Annotated in this window: 21 protein-coding genes; 7 read left to right on the top strand and 14 right to left on the bottom strand. The window is 65.7% G+C overall.

Annotated features, from left to right (window positions below):
• Positions 1-55: 55 nt before the first annotated feature.
• Together tssK and FAZ95_RS24355 are read left to right on the top strand one after the other, a co-directional pair.
• On the top strand, positions 56-1402 hold the full coding sequence (gene tssK, locus FAZ95_RS24360) for a type VI secretion system baseplate subunit TssK (RefSeq protein ID WP_137335090.1): 1347 nt from the start codon (positions 56-58) through the stop codon (positions 1400-1402).
• Positions 1399-2178: a DotU family type IV/VI secretion system protein gene (locus FAZ95_RS24355; RefSeq protein WP_137335089.1), complete on the top strand. Its 780-nt coding sequence runs from the start codon at positions 1399-1401 to the stop codon at positions 2176-2178. The genes tssK and FAZ95_RS24355 overlap by 4 nt, the downstream gene beginning before the upstream one ends.
• A 160-nt stretch (positions 2179-2338) precedes the next feature.
• Here the strand turns inward: FAZ95_RS24355 and FAZ95_RS24350 are convergent, their stop codons facing one another.
• The gene (locus FAZ95_RS24350) at positions 2339-2740 is read right to left on the bottom strand and encodes a hypothetical protein (RefSeq protein ID WP_137335088.1); all 402 of its coding nucleotides are present in this window, start codon (positions 2738-2740) and stop codon (positions 2339-2341) included.
• 235 nt (positions 2741-2975) lie between these two features.
• Between FAZ95_RS24350 and FAZ95_RS24345 the strand changes: the two genes are divergently transcribed.
• On the top strand, positions 2976-3635 hold the full coding sequence (locus FAZ95_RS24345; protein WP_137335087.1) for a DUF3455 domain-containing protein: 660 nt from the start codon (positions 2976-2978) through the stop codon (positions 3633-3635).
• A gap of 59 nt (positions 3636-3694) precedes the next feature.
• Here the strand turns inward: FAZ95_RS24345 and FAZ95_RS24340 are convergent, their stop codons facing one another.
• Both FAZ95_RS24340 and FAZ95_RS24335 read right to left on the bottom strand, forming a co-directional pair.
• Positions 3695-5062 carry a polysaccharide pyruvyl transferase family protein gene (locus FAZ95_RS24340; protein WP_137335086.1) on the bottom strand — a complete coding sequence of 456 codons (1368 nt, stop codon included), beginning with the start codon at positions 5060-5062 and terminating at the stop codon, positions 3695-3697.
• Entirely contained in the window at positions 5062-6168 is a 1107-nt protein-coding gene (locus tag FAZ95_RS24335) for an aromatic ring-hydroxylating dioxygenase subunit alpha (protein WP_137335085.1), read from the bottom strand. The genes FAZ95_RS24340 and FAZ95_RS24335 overlap by 1 nt, the downstream gene beginning before the upstream one ends.
• 479 nt (positions 6169-6647) lie before the next feature.
• Here FAZ95_RS24335 and FAZ95_RS24330 point away from each other — a divergent pair, with 479 nt between their 5' ends.
• A complete protein-coding gene (locus FAZ95_RS24330) occupies positions 6648-7658 on the top strand; it encodes a response regulator transcription factor (protein WP_437437779.1) in 1011 nt (336 codons plus the stop codon).
• Positions 7659-7714: 56 nt separating this feature from the next.
• Here the strand turns inward: FAZ95_RS24330 and sctC are convergent, their stop codons facing one another.
• From sctC to FAZ95_RS24315, 3 genes are all read right to left on the bottom strand, one after another.
• Entirely contained in the window at positions 7715-9511 is a 1797-nt protein-coding gene (sctC, locus tag FAZ95_RS24325; protein WP_137335084.1) for a type III secretion system outer membrane ring subunit SctC, read from the bottom strand.
• Between the two features lie 52 nt (positions 9512-9563).
• A complete protein-coding gene (locus FAZ95_RS24320; protein ID WP_137335083.1) occupies positions 9564-11039 on the bottom strand; it encodes a helix-turn-helix transcriptional regulator in 1476 nt (491 codons plus the stop codon).
• Positions 11040-11227: 188 nt separating this feature from the next.
• Positions 11228-11506 (bottom strand): hypothetical protein, encoded by a 279-nt coding sequence (locus tag FAZ95_RS24315; RefSeq protein ID WP_137335082.1) that lies wholly within the window; start codon positions 11504-11506, stop codon positions 11228-11230.
• A gap of 109 nt (positions 11507-11615) precedes the next feature.
• On the opposite strand from FAZ95_RS24315, the gene FAZ95_RS24310 reads away from it, so the two are divergent.
• Positions 11616-12494 carry a LysR family transcriptional regulator gene (locus tag FAZ95_RS24310; RefSeq protein ID WP_137335081.1) on the top strand — a complete coding sequence of 293 codons (879 nt, stop codon included), beginning with the start codon at positions 11616-11618 and terminating at the stop codon, positions 12492-12494.
• A gap of 95 nt (positions 12495-12589) precedes the next feature.
• On the opposite strand, the gene sctT is transcribed toward FAZ95_RS24310, so the two are convergent.
• The 8 genes from sctT to FAZ95_RS24270 are packed head-to-tail and all read right to left on the bottom strand — an operon-like array spanning position 12590 to position 18881.
• Complete coding sequence (gene sctT / locus FAZ95_RS24305; RefSeq protein WP_137335080.1) at positions 12590-13414, bottom strand: type III secretion system export apparatus subunit SctT; 825 nt, start codon at positions 13412-13414, stop codon at positions 12590-12592.
• Positions 13411-13926: a type III secretion protein HrpB7 gene (locus FAZ95_RS24300; protein WP_175425741.1), complete on the bottom strand. Its 516-nt coding sequence runs from the start codon at positions 13924-13926 to the stop codon at positions 13411-13413. Before FAZ95_RS24300 ends, sctT begins: the two co-directional genes overlap by 4 nt.
• Positions 13927-13940: 14 nt before the next feature.
• Positions 13941-15290, bottom strand: a complete 1350-nt coding sequence (gene sctN / locus FAZ95_RS24295) for a type III secretion system ATPase SctN (RefSeq protein ID WP_137335078.1) — start codon at positions 15288-15290, stop codon at positions 13941-13943.
• Positions 15287-16114: a type III secretion system stator protein SctL gene (gene sctL, locus FAZ95_RS24290; protein WP_137335077.1), complete on the bottom strand. Its 828-nt coding sequence runs from the start codon at positions 16112-16114 to the stop codon at positions 15287-15289. The genes sctN and sctL overlap by 4 nt, the downstream gene beginning before the upstream one ends.
• The gene (locus FAZ95_RS24285; protein WP_137335076.1) at positions 16099-16956 is read right to left on the bottom strand and encodes a type III secretion protein HrpB4; all 858 of its coding nucleotides are present in this window, start codon (positions 16954-16956) and stop codon (positions 16099-16101) included. Before FAZ95_RS24285 ends, sctL begins: the two co-directional genes overlap by 16 nt.
• A 17-nt stretch (positions 16957-16973) precedes the next feature.
• On the bottom strand, positions 16974-17795 hold the full coding sequence (gene sctJ / locus FAZ95_RS24280) for a type III secretion system inner membrane ring lipoprotein SctJ (RefSeq protein ID WP_137335075.1): 822 nt from the start codon (positions 17793-17795) through the stop codon (positions 16974-16976).
• Positions 17796-17846: 51 nt separating this feature from the next.
• On the bottom strand, positions 17847-18245 hold the full coding sequence (locus FAZ95_RS24275) for a type III secretion protein HrpB2 (RefSeq protein WP_137335074.1): 399 nt from the start codon (positions 18243-18245) through the stop codon (positions 17847-17849).
• Positions 18246-18284: 39 nt separating this feature from the next.
• Positions 18285-18881: an HrpB1 family type III secretion system apparatus protein gene (locus tag FAZ95_RS24270; protein ID WP_137335073.1), complete on the bottom strand. Its 597-nt coding sequence runs from the start codon at positions 18879-18881 to the stop codon at positions 18285-18287.
• 255 nt (positions 18882-19136) lie between these two features.
• On the opposite strand from FAZ95_RS24270, the gene sctU reads away from it, so the two are divergent.
• On the top strand, positions 19137-20255 hold the full coding sequence (gene sctU, locus FAZ95_RS24265) for a type III secretion system export apparatus subunit SctU (protein ID WP_137335072.1): 1119 nt from the start codon (positions 19137-19139) through the stop codon (positions 20253-20255).
• 21 nt (positions 20256-20276) lie between these two features.
• Positions 20277-22391, top strand: a complete 2115-nt coding sequence (gene sctV / locus FAZ95_RS24260; RefSeq protein ID WP_137335071.1) for a type III secretion system export apparatus subunit SctV — start codon at positions 20277-20279, stop codon at positions 22389-22391.
• Positions 22392-22396 lie beyond the last annotated feature (5 nt).

The following is a 22396-nucleotide window of genomic DNA, read 5'->3' as shown; positions in this document are numbered from 1 at the left end:
GCGGCTTCCGAACCGCAAGCGCACTCAACCACTGAACGCATTTAACGGGTTTCACATGAGCTATTCGGCAAAGGTGCTCTGGGGAGAAGGGCTCTTTCTCAGACCGCAGCATTTCCAGCGGCAGGATGCCTATCACGAGGCGCGCCTCTTTGAATCGATACAGGCGATCCAGCCGTACAACTGGGGGGTGCGCTCGGTGCGCTTCGATCGCGATGCGCTCGGCAGCAACGTGCTGCGCTTGAGCGAGCTGTCGCTCGTGTTTCCCGACGGCACGCTCTATGCCGCGCCGCAGGCCGATAATCTGCCGCCGCCGATCGCGCTCGATACCTTGCCCGACGGCATCAGCGAATTCACGTTCTATCTCGCGCTGCATCCGCTGCGCGAGACCGGCGCGAACTACGCCGAGAACGCGGACGCCGGCTTCATCTCGCGCTACGTGAGCGAGCAGGCGCCGGTGGCCGACCACTTCACCGACGCAGCCGTTGCCGACATCACGTTCCTCAAGACGAGCGTCAAGCTGATCGCCCATACCGAGCCGCGCGATCAATTGCTGTCCGTGCCGCTCGTGCGCGTGCGCCGCACCGCCACCTCTGGCTTCGAGATCGACGACAGCTTCGTGCCGCCGTGCCTCGCGATCGAAGCGTCGCCGATTCTTCATCAGCGCCTGCGTCAGCTGATCGATGCGTTGCAGGCGAAGGTCAGCGCGCTCTACGGCTTTCATCGCGAGCCGACCAAGAACATCATCGAATTCCGTTCCGGCGATATCGCATCGTTCTGGCTGCTGCATACGGCAAGCGCCGCGTTCGCGACGCTCGCGCATTTGCATCAGCATGCGGCGCTGCATCCCGAGCGGCTCTTTCAGGAATGGCTGCGCCTGGCCGGCCAGTTGATGACGTTCTCGAAGGGCTACGCGCTTGCCGACTTGCCCGCCTATCGTCACGACGATCCCGGCCCAGGCTTCGCGCGGCTCGATTCGATCCTGCGCGATCTGCTCGAAACGGTGATCTCGACGCGCTACTTCGCGATCGCGCTCGACGAAGTGCGTCCGTCGTTCCACGTCGGCCGCCTCGACTCCGGCAAGATCGACGACAAGACCACGTTCTATATCGCCGTCTCGGCCGACATGCCGACCATCGAGCTGATCGACGCCGTGCCCGCGCGCTTCAAGGTCGGCGCGCCCGACGACGTCGACAAGCTGGTGCTGTCCGCGATGCCCGGCGTGCGCCTCGTCTATACGCCACAGGTGCCGCCCGCGATTCCGGTGCGGCCCGGCGCATGCTACTTCGCTTTCGAATCGCGCAGCGCGCTCTATGACCGCATGCTGCAGGCCCAGTCGGCGATGATCTACGCGCCGTCTGGCATCAACGACCTCAAACTCGAACTGATCGCCGTCACATCATGAGCTACGCGCCTTCCCTCTTTGGCGGCAGCATGCCGTCCGCGCCGCCCGCGCCCGTGAGCGAGCCGAACTACCAGGCGCGCTCGCTGCTCGATCTGCTGTACGACGGGTTCTTCATGCTGTTCCTCTTGAAGAACGGTCACGAGCCAAGCGACGCCGGCGAATTCAGCGCGCGCATCCAGTCGTTCCTGGGCGACTTCGAGCGCGGCACGAAGAAGCTCAACGTCGCGGCCGAAGACGTGTACGCGTCCAAGTTCGCGTTTTGCGCGGCGGTCGACGAATCGGTGCTGTCGTCGGCGTTCAAGATTCGCGCGGACTGGGAACGCAAACCGCTGCAGCTCGTGCTGTTCGGCGAGCAGCTGGCGGGCGAGAAGTTCTACCAGCATCTCGAGGAATGCCGTGCGCAAGGCGCGGCTCGGCTGCAATCGCTCGAGGTGTTTCATATGTGCCTGCTGCTCGGCTTTCAGGGCAAGTATTTGCTCGAAGGGCCGGAAAAGCTCGCGTATCTGACGGCCCGCCTCGGCGATGAAATCGCGCACTTGAAGGGCAAGCGCGCGCCGTTCGCGCCGCAATGGCCGCTGCCGGATCAGGTCGCGCACCGCCTGAAGCATGAAGTGCCGATGTGGGCCGTCGGCGCGGTGTTCGCGCTCATCGCGCTCGGTGCGTTTATCGGGCTCAATGCGTATCTGCGCGACAGCACGGCGAAGACCCTGGCGCCGTATTCGCAGTTGATCAAGGCGGGCGCGGAGCAGGCGAATTTGACGATTTCGTTGCCGTAGCGCGATCGCGTTTCCGCAAGACGCGTCGATCCAGGAGGTTGTCCACAGATTTTGTTCATAGCTCTGTGGACAACTCGCTGATAGACGAGCGAAGTCGTTGATCGAAAAGCAATCTTTCGTCGCGCAGCACGCGCGCGCATCACCGGCCACCCGCGCCGGATCAATACGGCGGCTTCTGCCCCGACGCCTGCGCCTCGCAATACGCCAGGTACTTCGTGTAGACATCCTGCGGCGGCATCGACGCGTATTTGCCGTAGAGCTTGTCGATGAAGGCCGCCATTTCCGCGAGCGCATATTCCTGCCGCCCAACCGGCATGGCCGCGGCGATTTCCCGCGACTTGCGCAGCTCGTCCTCCTTGCTCACGCCGGCATCCCGGTCTTGTGCGACGAGCTTCGCGGTGTTCGCGCGCGCTTTGCAGATGTTCACCAAGGTAGTCGAGACCTGAGCATACGAAGACGCAGGTATCACCGCGCACACCAGCGCCGTGAGCGCTGCGGCCGAAGCCACGCGCGAAAGAAATCGGGTCTTCGATGCGTGGAGAGCGTAGGCTGGATCGTTCATTGGGTCCTTTGCGCGAGTTGATAGAGGCTTGACGCGCCAGTGCTCGACGGTAACGCAATCGCGCAGCGTGCGGGTCGAATCGGCGAACACGGTGCGTAAATCGCGAACGCTTGCACACGTCCACGCGCCGCCGCGTACGTGTGCGTTTTCCCGTGCAGCGTTTCGTATCGTGCCGGGTGGCTTCGTGCCGAATCGGTTGTGATAGCGGTATCGTCCGTCACCAGTGCAGATACTCATGAATGGCTTTCGCACGCGCGCTGTTTTTCCCGTTCGCCGGTTCGCTGCTGTCATCGGCATCGGCGGCATGCTGGCGCTTTACGGGTGTGCCACGCCGCCTGCGCCGACGCCCACCGCCAACGACTCCCTCCCCCCGAACCTGCGCGCAAGCGGCGACGAGGAACTGCAAGAAGTCATGACCACGCACGGCGACGAGACTTATCTCTGCCGGCGCGTCCCTTCGGACGCCAACGCAACGGAAGCCGCAGCGGCAAGCACCCAGCTTCTGTGGACGCAATCCGGCTCCGAAGCCACGCTCGTCGACACGAGCGGCACGAGCGCGGGCACCGTGGCTCCCAACCACTACTTCCTCGCGTACGACGGCAGCTACGTGATCGTGAACCCCGCAGGCGAGAGCCAAGTCTCGGCCAACGCGCTGACGTGGGCCCGCTTCACCACGCGCTACATCGCCACGCCGCGTCCGCGCGAAGGCCGCTTTGCCGACGTCAGCTCGATCCAGCGCATCGATACGGCGGGCGGATTGCCTCCGCAACCGGATTGCGATCTCGAAGGCGCGCATCTGCTCGTGCCGTATTCGGCGACTTACATGATCTATCGAACCAAAGGCAGCTCGCCCATCGCGTTGTCGGCAAGCAATCCCTCCACGCCTGCGCACTAAAAGCGAAAGCCGACGGCGCAAGACATTGCGTCGTCGCCGAGAATCCGCCTGGATATCGCTCAGATCTCGATCGCCTTCAATAACCGCTCGCCCATCTCGTCGAAACGCACACGCTGCGCGTCCGCATACCGCGCGAACGCCGTAACAAGCGCTTCACGCTTGGCCGTTTCATCGAGGCTCCCGATCTTCGCCAGCGCGCGCTCGGCGCCATCAAGCGCATCGCACGCCGCATACCATTGCGCGCAATCCGCTTCTTCCAGCAAGCGCGCGATCCGCGTATCCATCGACAAGCCGAACATCGGCACCCCGTGCGACATCGCCAGCACGGCGGCGTGATAGCGCGTCGTCACGGCACACGCGGCGTGCGCGACGGCGGCCGCGACATCGTCGAGCCGGTCGGGTCCGCGCGCGACGATCTCGCACGCGAACGGCAAGCGCGCCGCCAGGTCGCGGCAAACCGTCAGATCGAGCTGCTCCATGCCGACGAGCACGGGCGTGTAGCCTTCGTCGCGCAAGCCCGCGGCAATCGCGGCAAAACGCTCGACGTAAGCGTCATAAGCCGCGGCACGCGCTTCGTCCCAGCTATGAAAATGCAGCGGCCCATAACGGAACGGCGACGACTCGCCGCGCGCATCGAGCGAGCGTGCGCGTGCCGCGTCGGCGCAAACAGGCCACCAGAACGGATTCGCGGGACACAACGCCGCGACGCGCGGCCCAAGCGCCGCGATTCGCGGGCTCGACGACGCGCGATACGTCCAAGCGGTATCCGCGCCCGGCTGCGCCGCGATGCCGAGCCCCTCGAGCTGCACGCGCGCGGCCTCGTTGCGGGCAATCACGAGCCCGCCTTGCGCATTGCGCTCGACAAAGCGAGTCAGCGTCCCAGTCATCGCGCCGCTATCGACGCCGTATGCGATCGCACGCCGGCCATGCGCGTGCGCAAGCGCGACGCCGCCGATCAGCGTCCCGGCAAGGGAGTCGGAAAACTTCGAGGTGTAGGTGGAGCCTTCGACATTCAGCACGATGTCTGCGTCTTGAACCGCGGCGTCGAGCGCATCCGGCAGATACGGCAACGCCGACGCCAGCCGCGGCAGCGACGCAAGCAATGGATGATCGAAGCAATCGCCGAGCGCGAAGAGCGTGATGCGCGGCTCACGTGGCGCCAAGAGACGCCGCAACTGAATCACCGTTTCGATGGCGCGCAGATCGGCGCCCGTGTTGCCCGCGCCGTTATAGCCGAGCAGCAGGACACGCGGTTCACGGCCCGAGGCAAGCGCTCTCGGACGCGCCCGCGCGCTACGCCGCCGCGCCGCGTCGATGCGTTCTTGCAAATCGTCGAGAAAGACTTCATCGGGCGCTGCCGCGCCAGCGTATCGATGCAGCGCGGTGAGCGAACGCTGGACAGGATCTTCCGCGATGGTCCAATCCATCAGCCTGCCCCTAGTGGGTCCGCCACCGTCACGCGTACACCGCGCAACGTGCTCGGCGTATCCGCTGTACCTGCCGCCGTGCGCTCCTCCGCAATCCGCCGCTCCATCACGCGACGCGCGCGGATCGCCCCGGCGTCGATCGGCAGCAGCGCCGGTTGCGCCGCCCAGAAATCGCTGTCGCCGAGGCTCTTTTGCTGGGCTTCGAGCATCGGCAGGTCTTCGTGCTCGAACGGCTGCATGAGCCCTTCGACCGCGTAGCGCACGAGCTCGCGCCCCGCATCGCCCATTTCCTTCGGCAAGCCGAACGCAAAGAAGTAGTGCGTCGTGCGCTCGGTCTCGGGCGTGAGCCAGTGCGCGGACGGCGAGATCAAACCGGCTTCGCGCGGCATCCCCGCTCCCGTCACGCCGATCACGATCGACATGAGTCCGGGCGGCGTCCAGCGCACGTCCATCCAACGGTCCACGCGCGCACCGGGCGGCACGCCGAAGCCGGTCGCGACGAACGGCGGCAACACTTCGTCGTGCGTGGTGCGGCGCACCCAGACCGTGTCCTCGACGCTGCCCGACTGCATGTTGCCGCGCGCAATCGCCTCGCTGCCGAGCGTATCGGGATGCAGAAACTGGAAGTGGCTCAGATCGAGCAGGTTGTCCGCGCTCAATTGATAGTGCGCGCGCGTGAGCAGGTAGCCGGTGTGCGTCAGGTTTTTGCCGGGGTCGACGAAATCGAACGAAGGCAGCAGCGACGCATCGGCCTGTTGCGGATCGCCCGGCCAGAACCAGATCGCGCCGTCACGCTCGACCGACGGATAGGCCCGCGCCTTCGCGCCGGCCGGCACGCGCCCGTCGCCGTGCGGGTTATGCACGCATTGCCCCGTCGCGTCGAAACGCAGCCCATGGTACGGGCATTCGAGGACACCCTCTACGATCCGCCCTTTTGAAAGCGGCGCGAAACGATGCGGGCAACGGTCGTCGAGCGCGATCGCGCGCTGTGCCGCATCGCGATAGAGGACGACGGGCCGGTCGAGCAAGGTGCGCGCAAGCGGCGCATCGGCGCGCACCTCGTGCGCGAAAGCGGCGACATACCACGCATTCAGAAGAAACGGCATGAGCGGACTCGGACGGAATAGATGAGCGAGTGAGGCGTTCTACGGACATTGCTCGACGATTTTAATTAGCCGCTCGCAATACAGATTCAATAAACCTCATGTTCTCGCGAAGCGATGCACAACAACCCGTCAAACGAAACCTCAACAAAGCTGAACCCCGCTTGCAACGCTGAAAGGTGCCGTAAAGCTTTGCGTCCCGCGCAATCTAGCGGGACTCCGGTCGCTTTTACCTGGAGGCGAATCATGCTTGCAATTGATACCGCAATATTGAATTCGCGCCCTTTTTTACCGCTATTTCGCATAACTTTTTTCTGAATTGCCGAGCCAAGCGCGTCTTAAACAAGTCATCGCACATTAAGCGCTTGCGTGGCATGCAACATCGAAACAATTGGTTACAGCCCTGATAAATCAAGAGCCGTAATTTTCGGTCAGAAACTTCGTTTCGGGAGTGAGACCTTCGGCCATCAGTTTTGGAGAGCATGTTGAAATTCGCCGTCATGACAAACAACAGCAGTCTGTTCAATCTGATTTGCCAATGCTTTTCCGACGACAGGATCGAGTGCCGCCGCTTTGACGACGACGTCGCCCTGTCGCGAGCGATCTATCGCGACGAGTACCACGCGATCCTCGTCGATGCCGCCACGGGAATCGATTCGACGCGCGCCGTATTCGCGCGCCGCGAGTGCTACGGCGATCGACGCGCACCGCTCGTCGTCGTCGGCGCGCTCGCCGATCGCGGCAGCATCGAGCGCGCATTCGAAGCGGGCGCGGACGACGTCGTGCGCGCGCCGATCGATCGCAGCGAGCTGACGGCGCGCACCTATCTCGCGCTGCGCCGCTTTCAAGCCGCGCCCGCCGCGCAATCGGGACAATCGGACGACTGGGCCACGCTCGGCCCCTACCGGCTCGACCGGCGCACCGGCGCGGTCTTGATCCACGACCGGCTCGTGAAGCTGACGGTGCGCGAATTCGCGATTGCGTGGCTGCTGTTCTCGCGCGCAGGCGAATACGTGAGCCGCCGGCAGATCGCAGGCACGATCTGGAGCAGCACCGAGGACATCGTCGGCCGCACGCTCGAACAGCACATCTACAAGCTGCGCAAGAAGCTCGGTCTGAATGGCGCGGACGGCGTGCAGCTGCGCACGATGTATGCGCACGGGTATCGCGTCGAGTTGTGCGAGGAGGGCAAGGCCGAAGCTGAGCGCGGCGTCGAGACGCTCGTGCATGCCGAAGACAGCGAAGCCGCGCGCAGCGCGCAGCCCTGGGAGAAGCATGCGGCCGTCAACATATGGAGCCTGGGCACGCTGCAAGCGCCGAAGATCGTCGCGCACTTCGTCGAGCCCAGCCCCGAGACGCTTGAGACGTCGCTTGGAACGTCGCTTGAAGCGCCGCTCAAAACACCGCTTAAAACGCCAAAAGGCAGCACGACTGCGCTGCCTTCGTTCTCCTTTCCTGCCGCGCTCCTCGGCGCACCGCTCTGGCGCCGCTGAAGACGTGCCGACAACACGGGCGGCGCTTAACGCAGGCGCCGCCCATTCCCCTCACTTCACAGATCGAGCACCCGCGGCGTCAGCAAGTAGATCCGCTCCATATGCGAGCGCGAATCGCTGTTGAAACGGAACAGCGCGCCGATGAGCGGAATCTTCGACAGCCCCGGCACGTCGGTCACGCCGTTCGTGTTGTTGTCGGTGCTGTAGCCCGCGATCAAGAGACCCTCGCCCTGGCCGACGAACGCCTGCGTATTGATGTCGCTCTGCGTGATCACCGGAATGTTATCGACCTTCTGGCTGGTCACCTCGCCGTCCTCGATGTGGACTTGCAGCTTGATGCTCGTCTGGCCGTTTTCCTGCACGACCATCGGCAGCACGCGCAGCGACACGCCGGTCGACACGCTGTACAGGTCCGCCGACGTATAGCCCGACACGCGTATGAAGAATTGCGTCTTGTTGTCCATCACGGCTTCGACGTTGTCGAGCGTCGCGACTTTCGGCGACGCATCGATCTTCGCCTTGTTGGTCTGCTCCGATGCGTTGATGCGCGCCATCAGGTAACGCCCCGCATCGCCGAGCACTGCCGTAATCGAGGCGCCGACCGGCGTCGTGCTCACGACCGTCGTGCCGTCGGCCAGCGTGGTCGTGCCGAAGTTCGGATTGATCTGGCCTGTCGAGTAGTCGTTCTGCTGATAGGTGCCCGTGCCCGTTTGCAGATCGAAGTGGCTGTTGTGCGCGCGCCAGTCGATGCCGATCTGCTTGAGGAAGTTGTCGTCGATCTCGATGATGTGCGCCTCGATTTCGATGAGCTTGGGCCGTGTATCGAGCTGATCGATCAGCGACGCGTATTGCGCGATGCGCTGCGGCGTATCGCGGATCAGCACCGAGTTGGTCGTCGGATCGGGCTGAATGACGGGTAGCGCCACGTCGCCGCCGCTGACCGCGCCGGGCGATGGCGCGTAGCCGCCCGGCGACGCGCTCGCATAGCCGACGTTGCCGCCGCCCCCCGGGTAAGGCGGGCTGCCGCTGATGAGGCCGCCGAGGGTCGCGCCCTGCCCTTCGGGCATGTTCTCCGGCAAAGGCGGATTAAATTGCGGGCCGCCGCCGAGCGAGCTGCCGTTCACGTCGTTCATCGGCGGAACGCGCTGCATGTTCGGCGTGGCCGTCGCCGTCGACGGCGCATCGCCGTTCTGCTTGTCCTTCTTCGCGTGATACATGCTCGCCAGCACGTTCGCGACACCCGGCACCGTGATCGTGTTGCCGTCGATCTGCACCTTGTGATCGGCGGCCCACGCGTGCTTGAGCTTGAACACGCGGATCACCGAGCCCGTCTTGCTGGCCGCGTTGTCGTCGAGCCGCCGCGCCACTTCGGTCACGAGCTGCACGTATTGCGGCGGGCCGTTCACGAGCGCCGTGCCCGCGTTTTCGTCGTAGACCACGGGAAAGCGCGGGTCGTCGATGTTCATCGTGCGCAGCGTCGCGCGCAGATCCTCGGGCGATGCGTGATCGAGCCGGATCACTTGATGCGTGACGTCGTTCGCGCCGCTGATCGTCAGCACGCTGCCGTCATAGAACCAGACGAAGCCGAACGTCGACGCGAGCGTGTCGAGGAAGCGTTGCGGCGACATGTCGAAGTGCCCCGTCACGGTGCCCTGCACGTCGCTCGCAATCGACGCGGCCACGCCCTGGCTCGCGGTGAAGTCGCGCAGCACGTCTTTGAGGTCCTTGCCTTCGACGGCGATATGCACGGCCGAGCTGCGCCAGCGCACCGTGGCCGCGTTCGCCGGAACGAGCGCCGCGCACATGAGGGACGCCGCGAGCCACGCGGCGCAGAACAGCTTCTTCGGTTTCATGGTGTCGTGTGGGTGAAAAGGTAGCGAATGGATGAAGTGAACAATGCGCGGCTCAGCGTTCGAGCGTTTCCGACGGCGCTTCATGAAACTGCTTGCGATAGCCGTTGACGAGCGTCGAGCGGTTCAGCACGCCCCACTTGCTCGCCGCGCCCAGCACGCCGCGATCGCTGGCATACGACTTGTCGGTCAGCTCCGCGCGAATGCGCTCCATGCGCTGACGGCGAATAAGCTCGGTGGGCGACAGCCCAAGGAAGTTCTTGAACGCGCTTTGCAGCGCACGCTCCGTCACGCCGATTTCCGCGGCGACTTCGCGCACCGACAAATCGCGCCGGTCGAGGTTGTCGAGCACATAGCTATAGGCGCGGCGATATTTGGCGGGCAGGCGCGCGCCGACATCGTCGAGCTGCGGCGACGACTTCGCCGCGCGCTGCAGGAACGGCGTGCGCGCCTGCGAGTTCTCGCGCAGGCATTGCATCGCGACGAGCGCATAGCGGCTATACAGTTGCAGCGACTCCTGCGCGCGGCCCTGCGCCTGACGCGTCTTCGCGGAGCAATAGAGGTACTCGAGCTGACGGTGCCCGGTCGAGCCGTTGCGGCCGATCTGATGCAGCGGTTCGAGCATCGAGTGCGCGAGATTCGGCGCCGCGCCCGCGAGCGTCGCGAGCGCGATTTCGAGGCGCAGCGTGCGCTGATAGTCGCCGAGACCTTGCTCGCGCGCCCAGAGCAGATGCTCTTGCAGGCCGCCGATGGCATCGCGGTCCGCGCACGCCGCGAGCCGCAAGCGGCGCAGGTAGTCGATGCGTGCGCGCAAGAGCGGCGAGCGCACGCTTTGCACCGCGCGATTGAGGCCGTCGACGGTGATGTCGGTCGTGGTGGCGCCCGCCGGCAGGCGGTCGGTCGAGAGCCCCGATTGCCAATAGACGTGGTCGCTCAACGCGGGCGCGCTGCGCAGCTCGTATTGCACCGCCAGCTCGAAGCGCAGCGTCGCGACGACGTCGCGCCAATGGCCGAACGGGTCGGTCAGGCCGTTGTCGAGCTGCGAGGCGAGCGCGTCGAGCGCGTCGAGCGCTTCGCTCGCACGGCCGAGTTCATGCAGCACGAGGACGATGCCGAATTGCGCCTCCGCGGCGCGCTCGGCTTCGTTTTCGGATTCGTCGGCAATGCGCGAGAAACAGGCGAGCGCGGTGCCGAGACGGTGCCGGAAGAAAGCCTGCCACGCGGCGTTGCGGCAGGACGCCGTGCGAATCGCCAGCTTCGAGGAGCGGATGAGTTTTTGCGAGCGGCGATAGCTTTCTTCGGCCTCGACTTCGATGCCGAGCATCAATTGCAAATCGGCGTGCAACTGCAAGCCGTAGGCGGCGGCCTCGTCGCCACCGCCCTCGTCGGCCCAGCGGCTAGCCTGCTGGCTTGCGGCGGCGAGCTTGCCGCCCAGCAACGCGTCGAGAAAACGGATCGAGAGCGCCCGCTCGCCGGACGGCGCCGGCGTGGCGAGTGCGGCGACAACGGGGAAATACAGCATCGAGAACATGGATCGACTCCTTTGAGTGCGCGCCGCAGCGTTTGAAGCGCGCTGCTTGGGCTGGAGTCAGAGTAGTCAAACGTCTCGTGCTAACTCTCAATTAATCTGATGAACGGGCGGGATTTGAGGAGGATTGAGGTTTGGAGAGAAGCGCGCGGATTTCTCAACCAAAGCTCAACGGCATGCGTTGGCTTAAGTCAGCGCGAACAGGCACGAATGGCCTGCTGTATGGCGTTCTGATCGGGCGGACTCTGGAAGAACGCCTCGTCTAAGGTGTGCGCGTCGCTCATCTTGTTCTTGAAGCATGCCCGATCTACGTCACGGGGTGTCGCTTCAAAATACAGCCCTGCGACGACGAGCAGCGTCAGCATCAGCCCGTTGAGCACAAGCATACAGACCCACCATTTCATGTGCGCGTTACCGTCCAGCCATTGAGCGTTCTTGTTGCTCTGAACACCTTCCGTGATATCTGCCATTTCCGATCCCCGGTGAGCTTGCGAATCCCGATTCTCGGACCGAGAGTGAAGTACGAAAAGTTGAATTTAAAAAAGCGTATATTCAGCTTTTCTGAATCATGGTGCGGCAATGAGAGAGATCAGCCTGGACCGTCTGCGTACGTTGGTGACGATCGCCGATCACCGCTCTTTTGCCGAAGCCGCACGCATCCTGCACTTGGCCCCGCCGACCGTCAGCCTTCATATTCAGGAATTGGAGGACCGTATCGGCGCCCCGCTGCTATCGCGCAAGCGAGGTCACGTCCGCCCTACGGCGATTGGCGAAACACTTCTCGCACGTGCGCGGCGTCTTCTGGCCGATACGGAACTCGCAGTGGACGATATCCAGAGGCAAGTTCAAGGGCTCGAGGGACGTGTCCGGCTTGGCGCATCGACCGGCGCGTTTGCGCATCTGTTGCCGCAGGCGTTGGAAGTGCTGGAGCAGCGACATCCGTCGATCGACGTTCAGATCGCTGTGCTCACCTCGCAAGAGACGCTGACCCGGTTAAAAGAAGGGACGCTGGATATCGGGCTGGTTGCGTTGCCGCAACCAGCCACGGCAGGCCTCGTCATCAAGCCCTGGCGGCGAGATCCCGTCATGGCGTTCCTTCCGGCGAAATGGCCATGCCCGGCTCGCGTGACGCCGAAGTGGCTGTCCGGCCGGCCGCTCATCCTCAACGATTCGACGACGCAGCTCTCGCGGTTGACCACGGAATGGTTCGCCGCGGACGGACAACGGCCCGCTGCCCGAATCGAACTCAACTATAACGACGCGATCCGAAGTCTCGTTGCGGCGGGCTACGGCGCGGCGCTGCTTCCGCACGAAGGCGGCGCCAACGCAGCGCAAGACACACGCATGGTCGTGCGACCGCTTCGTCCGGCCCTATGGCGTCAACTTGGCATCGCGCACGCCGCACAGGTGGATCGCTCGACACAGCTCGCGCTCGATGTGTTATCGAAGCTACGATAGTTCGGCTTGGTTTGTCATTTCGTCGGTGAGCGCCGAAGCGGCCTTCGGGGACACCAGGCTAGGGCTCAATGCGCGGCAAGGCTTGACCGAGTGGCTCAATCCGGCTTGCCTTGATGCCCCCCCGACAACGCCCGCATCTCCGCCGTCAGCCCGCTCAGCGTGATCTGCTCCTTGACCTGATCGACGAACACGCCGACGAAGAGCGCCAGCATCAACACCGTCACCGCCCCCTTCACCGGCTGGCTCAAGGTCATCAAATCGAGCTTCGATGCCGACTTCGACGCAAACCCAAACCCGAAGTCGATCAATAGCAGAATGAACATCATCGGCGCGGCAAGCTTGGCGATGGTCTGCATCAGTGAATCGGTCTGCTGCAAGACGAACGATTCGAGCACGTTCGACATGCTCGGCCCGGACGACGTCAGCGGCCACCAGTGATACGACTCGTACAGCGTGCCGAGCAGGAACGTCATGCCGCCGAGCGCCCAGAACGCGACCGAGGCGATCTGCATGAGCAGCGTCGCGGTTGGCGTCGCTTGCTCGGAGCGCGACGGGTTCATGACCTGCACGTTGTTGTAGCCGGTCAGGTCGTCGATATAGGTGCCCGCGCCTTCGGCCACCCAGAACACGATCGACGCGGCATAGCCGAGCGCGACGCCGATCAGCGCCTCGCGCAAGCCCACTTCGATCAGCGTGATGCCACGCAGCGTCTGGATGAACGCGATCGGCTGGCCGTAGGCGATGTACGAGCTGAACAGCACGACGATCGCGTTGCGCACGACGCCTTGCAGCAAGCCGTCCGCGGTCGGCGGAAAAATGAACATGACCATGAAGAGCCGCAGCGAGCAGACGCCCGTCAGCGTGACGTAGCCGACGAGAAAATTCCCGAGGTCGGGCAGTACCGAGAAAATGTCGTTCATGCGTTCGCTCTGCGATCCTGAAAGCGCCGGGCGAGCGCGATTTCTTCGGCTTCGTCGTCGCCCGCGATGGCGGCGGCTTCTTCCTGTTGGCGGTGGATCTGCCTCACGCGGTCATCGCAGAGATCGATGCGGCCGAGATTGAGCGCGATATCGCGTTGCGTCTTCGCGATCGCGTCGAGGCTCGCCTGCACCGCGTGTTCCGCTTGCGCCAGGTGCGCCTCGCTCGCGCGCAGGCGTTCGGCGACGATGTCGGCGTACGTGCGGCAGCCGTTGAGGTCGTTCAGCGAAAACGCTTCGGTGCCGGTCATCAGCGCGTCGATGCGGTCCTCGTAGTGCTGCAAGACGCCCGCTTCGTGCTCGACCTGCCGCGCCTTCGCGTCGCGCGCCGCTTCGAGCGCCGTGTGCTCGTCGCGCTGTGCGGCGAGCGCCGCGCGCAGCGACTCGTCGAGGCGCCGCCGCCGCGCCGTCGAGCGTTCGAGCGCGATGATGCGGCGCTTCGCCGTTGCGTTCATGCCGCCCGACGCCATCAGCCAAGCCCGCTCAGTGCGTACAACTGCGCTTCCGTGTCGCCCGGCGCGGCGTATTCGCTCGTGCGCTGCGAGAGAAACGCCTTGATCGCATCGGCCTTCGCAATCGCTTCGTCGGCGACCGCATTCGCGCCCGCCTGATACTCGCCGATCTGCAGCAGCATCTCCACTTCGCGATGCTTCGCCATCAATTCGCGGATGCGCGCCGACGCCTGCACGTAGGTATCGGGCACCACTTGCGACATCACGCGCGAGAGGCTCGCGAGCACGTCGATGGCCGGGTACTGATTCTTCGCCGCGATGTCGCGCGACAGGATCATGTGCCCGTCGAGAATCCCGCGCACCTCCTCGGCGATCGGATCGCTGCCGCTATCGTCTTCGGCGAGCACCGTGTAGAGCGCGGTGATCGAGCCGGTCGCGCCCATGCCCGCGCGTTCGAGCAGGCGCGGCAGCTCCGCGAAAATCGACGGCGGAAAGCCACGCCGCGCCGGCGGCTCGCCGGCGGCGAGTCCGATCTCGCGGCCGGCGCGCGCGAAGCGCGTCAGCGAATCCATCATGAGCAGCACGCGCTGGCCGCGGTCGCGGAAGTATTCGGCGATCGCGGTCGCCACGTAGGCGGCCTTCGCGCGCTCCATCGACGAGCGGTCGGAGGTCGCGCACACCACCACCGAGCGCGCCATCCCCTCCGGCCCGAGGATCAATTCGACGAACTCGCGCACTTCGCGTCCGCGCTCGCCGATCAGCGCGATCACGTTGACGTCGCACGACGCGCCGCGCGCGAACATGCCGAGCAGCGTGCTCTTGCCGACGCCCGCCGGCGCGAAGATGCCCATGCGCTGCCCTTCGGCGAGCGTCATCATCGCGTCGACCACGCGCACGCCCGTCGGCAGCGGCGCGTCGATCATGCGGCGGCTCATCGGGTCGGGCGGCGCGGCGAAGATCGGGCGCAGCGTGTCGGATTCGATCGGCGGGCCGCCGTCGACGGGCTCGCCGAGGCTGTCGATCACGCGGCCGAGCAGCATGTCGCCGACTTTCACGGAAAGCGGTCGTCCGAGCCCGATCACTTGCGTCGAGCGCGAGACATTCTCCAAACGCGAAAACGGCGAAAGCAGCGCCACGTCACGCGTGAACCCGATCACCTCCGCGTGCTGCAGGAGCGCGCCGTTCGGCCCGCGCAACTCGCACAGCTCGCCGAGCGACACGTCGAGGCCGGCGACCTTGATCAGCGTGCCGATCACTTCGAGCACCTTCCCCGCTCGCGCGACGTTCGGCACCGCGAGCAGCTCGCGTTCGATCTCGTCGGTGAGGCGGTCGAAGTCGGCGGTTTGGGCGAGCCAGGGAGCGCTCATATGGGGGCCTCGGTGGTGCTGGGGTCGGGGCTGGGGTCGGGGCTGAGGTCCGCGTTGGCGTCCGGCGTCTGCGCCTCTTCGACCGAGCGCTTCAGCGCGCGCGATACCGCGTTCTTCATGGCGCGCAATTGCGTGTCGAGGCCCGCGTCGATGGTGCCGAAGTCCGACTCGCAGAAGCAGCTGCCTGGGTCGAGCCGCTTGTCGGCGACGACGGAAAGCGGAATGCGTTGGCCCAGCTCGCGCCAGCGTACGGCGAGGCGGTCGAAGGCGGCCTTCGCTTCGTCGTAGTCGCCGGGATGGACCGCCACGCGCAGATAGGTCGCGCCGTCGACGATCCGGTCGACGGTCGCGAGCGCGCGCTCGAACAGCGCCTCGGGGCGCTCGACGCGCACGATCTGCTCGACCGCCGACGACACGATGCCCGCGAGCCGCTCGCGCATGCGGACCTGCAATTGGTTCTGCGCGTTGGCGATGTCGGCGAGGCGCTCCATCCAGTCGGAGAGCGCGCGATCGCAGCCGTCGCGATAGCCGCTCTCGCGGGCCGCGTCGTATTCCTGCTGCGCCGCTTCGACGATCTGCGCCGCTTGCTCGCGGCCCGCTTCGGCGATGCGCTCGGCTTCTTCGCGCGCGGCGGCGAGGATCGCGTCGCGTTCCTCGGCCAGCGCCGCGTACGCCTGATCGATCGACATCATCGCGCCGAAGGTCTCGCGCGGAATCACGTCGTTGGCCGCGCCGATGCGCGCAATCGCGGCGCTCGCATCGCCCGCGTCGCTTGCGTAGTTTTCGCCCGTGGCCGAGCGCGCGCCTCTCAACCAAATAACCATGCGGACTCCGGTAGCAATTCGGACAAGCGCGCAAAGAGCCGGGCAGTGCCGAGCGCGTCGGTCGTGTCGGGCACGGCGGCAAGCCATACGGGCGTCGGCAGCACGCGCGGCAGTGCGAGGCGCAACAGCGGGAACGGCAAGCGGGTCGCCGCCGTGTTCACCGCCGTGTTCACCGCCGTGTTCACCGCCGTGTTCGCCGCTTGCGCGACTGGCGCAGCGAATGCCTCCTGCGCCGCGCCGAGATCGCGCAGCAGCAGCGCGCAACCCTCCACGGCGAGCACATTGGCATCGAGCGCCGTCAGCGGCGGCATCGCGGCGCGCGCCGCAAGCAACGCGATATCGGGCGCATCGGCACTATGAGCGTCCTGCGTCAGCTGATCGACTCCGACGCCCGTCCATTCGGAAAGCTGCGAGCGTGTGCGCTTATCGATCAAGCGCCGCACTTCCGCTCGGCGGAACGACAGCGCGCGCATGCGCAGCACTTGCAAGCCGGTGGCGGCGGGCAGCACGTCGAGCAGCGCGGCGTTCGGCCTTGCCGAGACGTTCTGCGCAACGTTCTGAAAAGCGCCGGCGGCCGGACGCAGCGCCGGTTGCATGAGCACATCGAGCGCGGGCGGCTGCACGCCGGCCGCGCGCACCAGCGCCTGCGAGCACGCTTCGAGCACGGACTCTCCCGCGCGCGAAACCGCAGCCCGCCAATGCGCCAGCTGCGCGGCGTCGGCGCCGAGCAGCGCCGCGCACCACGACGGGTCGACCCAGCGCACCGCCTGCGCCACGTTGCGTCCATACGCGTTGAGCGCCGCGGCCGCGCGCATGAACGGCAGATCGGCAGGCGCGTTCATCGTTCTAGCACCGGTGATCAGCCCGCGGTGCGCACGCGCCGCAAGCGCGCGAGCAGCGCGCCGAGCTTGCCGCCGGGCGCCTCGTCGCCGCCTGCCGAAGGCTTCAGATGAACAGCCAGCATGCCGCGCCGCGCCAGCACATAGAGCGCCGTGCCGACCAGCAGCGCCACGCCCGCAAACACGCCATAAAGCCAGGCCGGAATGCCGCGCGCAGGCGCCAGTTGCGTCAGTTCGAGGGGATCGGCCGGGACCGCCGTCACGCTGACCTGGTCGTAGGTGAGCCCTTCGACGCTGTGCATGACGAGCGTCTTGATCTGCGGCACGAGCGCGCCGATGTCGGAATCGGGCCGGTACTTGATGAACACCGCCGCCGACGAAGGCTTGATCGTCTGCGCGAGCGGATCGTTGTTGGGCAGCACGATCTGCACGCGCGCGACGAGCACGCCGTCGATCTTCGAGAGCGTCGACGACAGCTCCTGCTGCATCCCGTAGACGAAGCGCACGCGCTCTTCCGTGGGCGTGGAGACGAGGCCGTCCTTCTTGAAGAGGTCGCCGAGATCGTCGAACTTGTTGTGCGGCAGGCCCCGCGCGCGCAGCACCTGCATCGCGCGCACCATTTGGCCGTCGTCGACGTCGAGCGACCAGGTCTTGCCGCCGTCGGGCGAATCCTTCGACGCGTCTACGCCGCGCTCCAGAAGCGCGACGAGCATCTCGTTGACGTCCTGCTCGGACAGGTTGCCGTACAGCTCCTTCTTGCAGCCGGCGAGCAGCACGCAAAGCACGAGCGCGCACAGCAAGGGGCCGCGGCCGCGGCGGATCGACAGGCGTCGGTCAAGCATCGGTAAGCCTCATGCGGTATCGCGGCACGGCGCGCAGCACGGCAACGTGCGTCATTGATTCTTCATCAGCGTTTCGATGGCGGACTTCGACGAATCCACCACGCCCATCTTCGCTTCGAGATCGAGCTGCGTACTCGCGAGTTCGAGCGTCATGTGGATGGTCTGCGCGGTCATCTCGTTCATCGTCAGCGTGGGCGCTTGCTGGGCGAGATCGAGCGCGTCGTTGACCGTGTGCTGCAGCTCGGCGTCCTGCGAGGCGACGAGCTTCGACGCGACCGCCGTGCCGTCGTCGGGCGGCGCCGCGGGCGCGGCCATCGGCGCTTTCTGCATCAGGGACTGGAACTTGTCGGCGAGCTGCGCCGGTGTTTCCGCCGGGTTCGCCGCGCCCTGCGAGAGCTGTTCGAGCGAGGACTGCAGGGCGGATGCGGATGTGCTGACGGGATCGGTCATGAGCGGCTCCTTGAGCTTCGAGACGGCGAGAGCGGCGCGTTACGCGCGCAGGAACGTGCCCATCGGCATTGGCGCGGCCGCCGCCGCGGGCGACGGAGCCGCGGCAGCCGGAACCGGCGCGGCCTCTTCGGCCTCGTCCGCCGGCACGTCGAATTCCGCGAGCTTGTCGCACGACGGCGGCGTCACGAACTTGCCGCTGCTGCGCGCCGCGCGCATCGCGTTGAGCAGGTCTTCGCGCGCTTCGAGCGCAGCCACGAGCTGCTTCGTGTCGCGGTTCGGATTGATCTCCATCGCTTCGGCCGCGCACTGCTTCCAGTCCGGGTCGCCCTTCGCCGAGAGGCAGAACGCGAGCAGCGCCTTCGCGTAGCCGAAGCGCGGCACGTTCTCGCCGACCTGGCGCAGCACGTGGATCGCGTCGTCCCAGTGGCCGCGCACCATGTGCAGGATGCCGTCGAGCGTGTCGATCTCGGCGACGCGCGGGCGCAGCACGCGCAGCGCGTCGAGCACGAGCTCGATGTCGTATGGATCGGCTTGCACCTTCGGGAACGTGCCGAGCAAGGCAGTCGACACGGTTTCGATCAAGCCGCCGACGAGATCGGGGCTGCAATTCAGGTATTCCGGCGTGCTGGCGGTCATCTCGATGGGCTCCTCGATGAGACGGTGGACGCGGCCGCGCCGCACGGTTGAGCACGCGGCGGGCCACGATGAGATGGCTGAACCATAGCAACCGGCATGAGGGCGCGAGCCGCGCGATGCGAAGCGAGCGCAACGGATGCGAAGCGGCCGAGCGCTTCGCGCCGCGCGCGGCGGCTTCGCCTCATCGGGCGCAAGCGCTGCGCGCGAGCGCTATCGTCAGGCGAGCGATACCACCCGATACCACCGAGCCGACGCATGAGCGACGACAAGACCGAAGAGCCAACAGACAAAAAGCTGCGCGACGCCCGCAAGGAAGGCCAGGTGTCGAGGAGCAGCGATCTCGTCGACGCGATCTCGATGTCGGCGGTGATGCTGCTGTTGATCGGCGGCGCGAGCCAATTCAGCGATGCCATGCGCGAGGTGGTGAACATCGCCACGGGCTTCGTCGACGGCGACCATTCGTTGACGAACATGAACACGCAGCTCTACAAGCTCGGCGGCGTCGCACTGTCGGTGGTCGTGCCGTGCGTGTGCGCCGCCGCGCTCGCGGCGATTGCGGCGTCGATCGGCCAAGTCGGCTTTCAGATCGCAACCAAACCGGTCACGCCGGACCCGAAAGCCGTGAGCCCGATGGCCGGCTTGAAGCGCATCTTCTCGATCAAGACGCTGATCGACATGGCGAAGATGATCGTCAAAGCGGTGATCGTGTTCAGCGTGATGTGGGTGACGATCAAGTGGCTGTTTCCGCTGATCGTCGGCTCGCTCTATCAGCCGCTGCCTGAGCTCGCGAAGATGTTCTGGGAAATGCTGCTCAAGCTTTTCATGGTGGCCGCCGCCGTGTTCGTCCTCGCGGGCGCCGCCGACGTCAAGCTGCAGAGCTTCATGTTCCTGAAGAAGATGAAGATGTCGAAGGACGAAGTGAAGCGCGAGCACAAGAACCAGGAAGGCGACCCGCACATCAAGGGCGAGCGCAAGCGTCTCGCGCGCGAGCTCGCCACCGCGCCGCCGCCCGCGAAGGTCGGGCTCGCGAACATGATGGTGGTGAACCCGACGCACTACGCGGTCGCGGTGCGCTACGCGCCCGACGAGCACCCGCTGCCGCGCGTGATCGCGAAAGGCATGGACGAAAGCGCGGCGCAACTGCGGCGCGCCGCGCGCGACGCGGGCGTGCCGATCATCGGCAATCCGCCCGTGGCGCGCGCGCTCTACAAAGTCGGCGTCGATCAGCCGATTCCCGAGGAGCTGTTCGAGACGGTGGCCGCGATCCTGCGCTGGGTCGATGCGATCGGCGCGCGGCGCGATGCTGCCTCGCCACAACCACAGCTCGAGCACGGCAGCGGCAACGACAGCGCCGCGCCTCCGACGCTTCACTGACATCCGCTGCCCAGGACCCCCATGCTCAAGACGCTGAAACTGCCCGCCGGCGGCGAATTCGGGATCGCCGCGCTGATCGTCGCGATCATCTCGCTGATGATCCTGCCGCTGCCGCCCTGGCTCATCGATATCCTGCTCAGCATCAACATCACCATCAGCGTGACGCTCCTGATGGTGACGATGTATGTGCCCAACGCGGTGTCGCTGTCGGCGTTTCCCTCGCTGCTGTTGTTCACCACGTTGTACCGGCTGTCGCTGAACATCGCCTCGACCAAATCGATCCTGCTGCACGCCGAGGCCGGCAACATCATCGAGAGCTTCGGCAAGCTCGTGGTGGGCGGCAATCTCGTCGTCGGGCTCGTGGTGTTCGTGATCATCACGACGGTGCAGTTCATCGTGATCGCGAAGGGCTCGGAGCGCGTGGCCGAAGTCGGCGCGCGCTTCACGCTCGATGCGCTGCCCGGCAAGCAGATGAGCATCGACGCCGACTTGCGCGCGAATCTGCTCACCGCCGAAGAAGCCAAGAAGAAGCGCGCGACGCTCGCGGTCGAAAGCCAGCTGCACGGCAGCATGGACGGCGCGATGAAGTTCGTCAAAGGCGATGCGATCGCGGGCCTCATCATCACGGCGATCAACATCGTCGCCGGTATCGCGGTGGGCGTCGCGTATCACGGCATGAGCGCGGGCGACGCCGCGAACCGCTTTTCGATTCTGTCGATCGGCGATGCGATGGTGTCGCAGATTCCGTCGCTGCTGCTCTCGGTCGCGGCCGGCGTGATGATCACGCGCGTTTCCGATGAACGGCAGGCCAAGCAGGGTTCGCTCGGCGACGAGATCGGCCGCCAGCTCGGCTCGAGCTCGCGCGCGCTTTACTTCGCGGCGGTGCTGCTGCTCGGCTTCGCCGCGGTGCCCGGCTTTCCGGCCGCGCTGTTCGTGCTGCTCTCCGCCGCGCTCGCCTTCGCCGCGTATCGCTTGAACGTCAACAAGCCGCAGCAGCAAAGCCACGAGCGCGAATCGCTGCACGCGATGCAGCGCTCGGGCGCGAAGGTCGAAGTACCGGCCATTCTCACGCGCGCGCCGCAGTTCGCGTGCCCGCTCGGCGTGCGCATCGCGCCGGACCTCGTCGCACGGCTCACGATGCCCGCGCTCGACAAGTCGTTCGAAGCCGAGCGCGCGCGCCTGCAGGAAGAACTCGGCTTGCCGTTTCCGGGCATCACGATGTGGACGCACGGCGCGCTGCCGCCGGCGACCTGCGAGATCCTCGTGCATGACGTGCCGCAGCGGTCGTTCGAATTGCCGGTGGGGAAGGCGATGGTGCCCTTGACGGCGGCCTCTCGCGCCACCCTTGCGGGCGCGAACGGCGCGGCGCCATCGAGCGAAGAAGCCGACGCGCTGGCCGCGCTCATCGCGCAAAGCGAAGCGGGGGCATCGATCGACGCAAGCGGCGCCCCGACGCACTGGCTCGAAGAGCGCGCCGTGCCCGCCAAAACGCCCGTATGGCGCGCCGAACAGGTGATCGCACACGCGTCGGTCTCGCTGATGCGCCAGCACGCCCCGCTCTTTCTCGGCATTCAGGAAGTGCAGTGGATTCTCGATCAATTGGCGAGCGACTACCCGGGCCTCGTCGCCGAAGTGCAGAAGGTGCTGCCGCCGCAGCGGATCGCCGACGTGCTGCGCCGTTTGCTCGAAGAGCAGATCTCGATCCGCAACGTCCGCACGATCATGGAAAGCCTCATCACCTGGGGCCCGAAAGAGAAGGACATGCTCATGCTCACGGAGTACGTGCGCGGCGACCTCTCGCGCTTTCTCGCGCATCGGGCCGCGCGCGGCGAGCGCACGCTCTCGGCGGTGCTGTTCGACATGCCCGTCGAGCAGCACATCCGGCAGGCGATCAAGCAGACGCCCACCGGCAACTTCCTCGCGCTGCCGCCCGACGAGTCGACGCTCCTGATCGACAAGATCCAGTCGTTCGTCGGCGCGTCGCCGCGCGAGGGCGTCGCGCTCGTCACGTCGATGGATATTCGCCGCTACGTGCGGCGGATGATCGAAGCGCGGCTCGGCTGGCTCGCCGTCTATTCGTATCAGGAGCTGGGCGAGCACGTCGAACTGCGGCCGCTTGGCCGCGTGTCGATCTGAGGCTC

Origin of the sequence: Trinickia violacea, from assembly GCF_005280735.1 — a bacterium.
Taxonomy (GTDB): Bacteria; Pseudomonadota; Gammaproteobacteria; order Burkholderiales; family Burkholderiaceae; genus Trinickia_A; species Trinickia_A violacea.
Note: the sequence above shows the minus strand (reverse complement) of the source record. Positions and strands in the feature narration are given on the sequence as shown.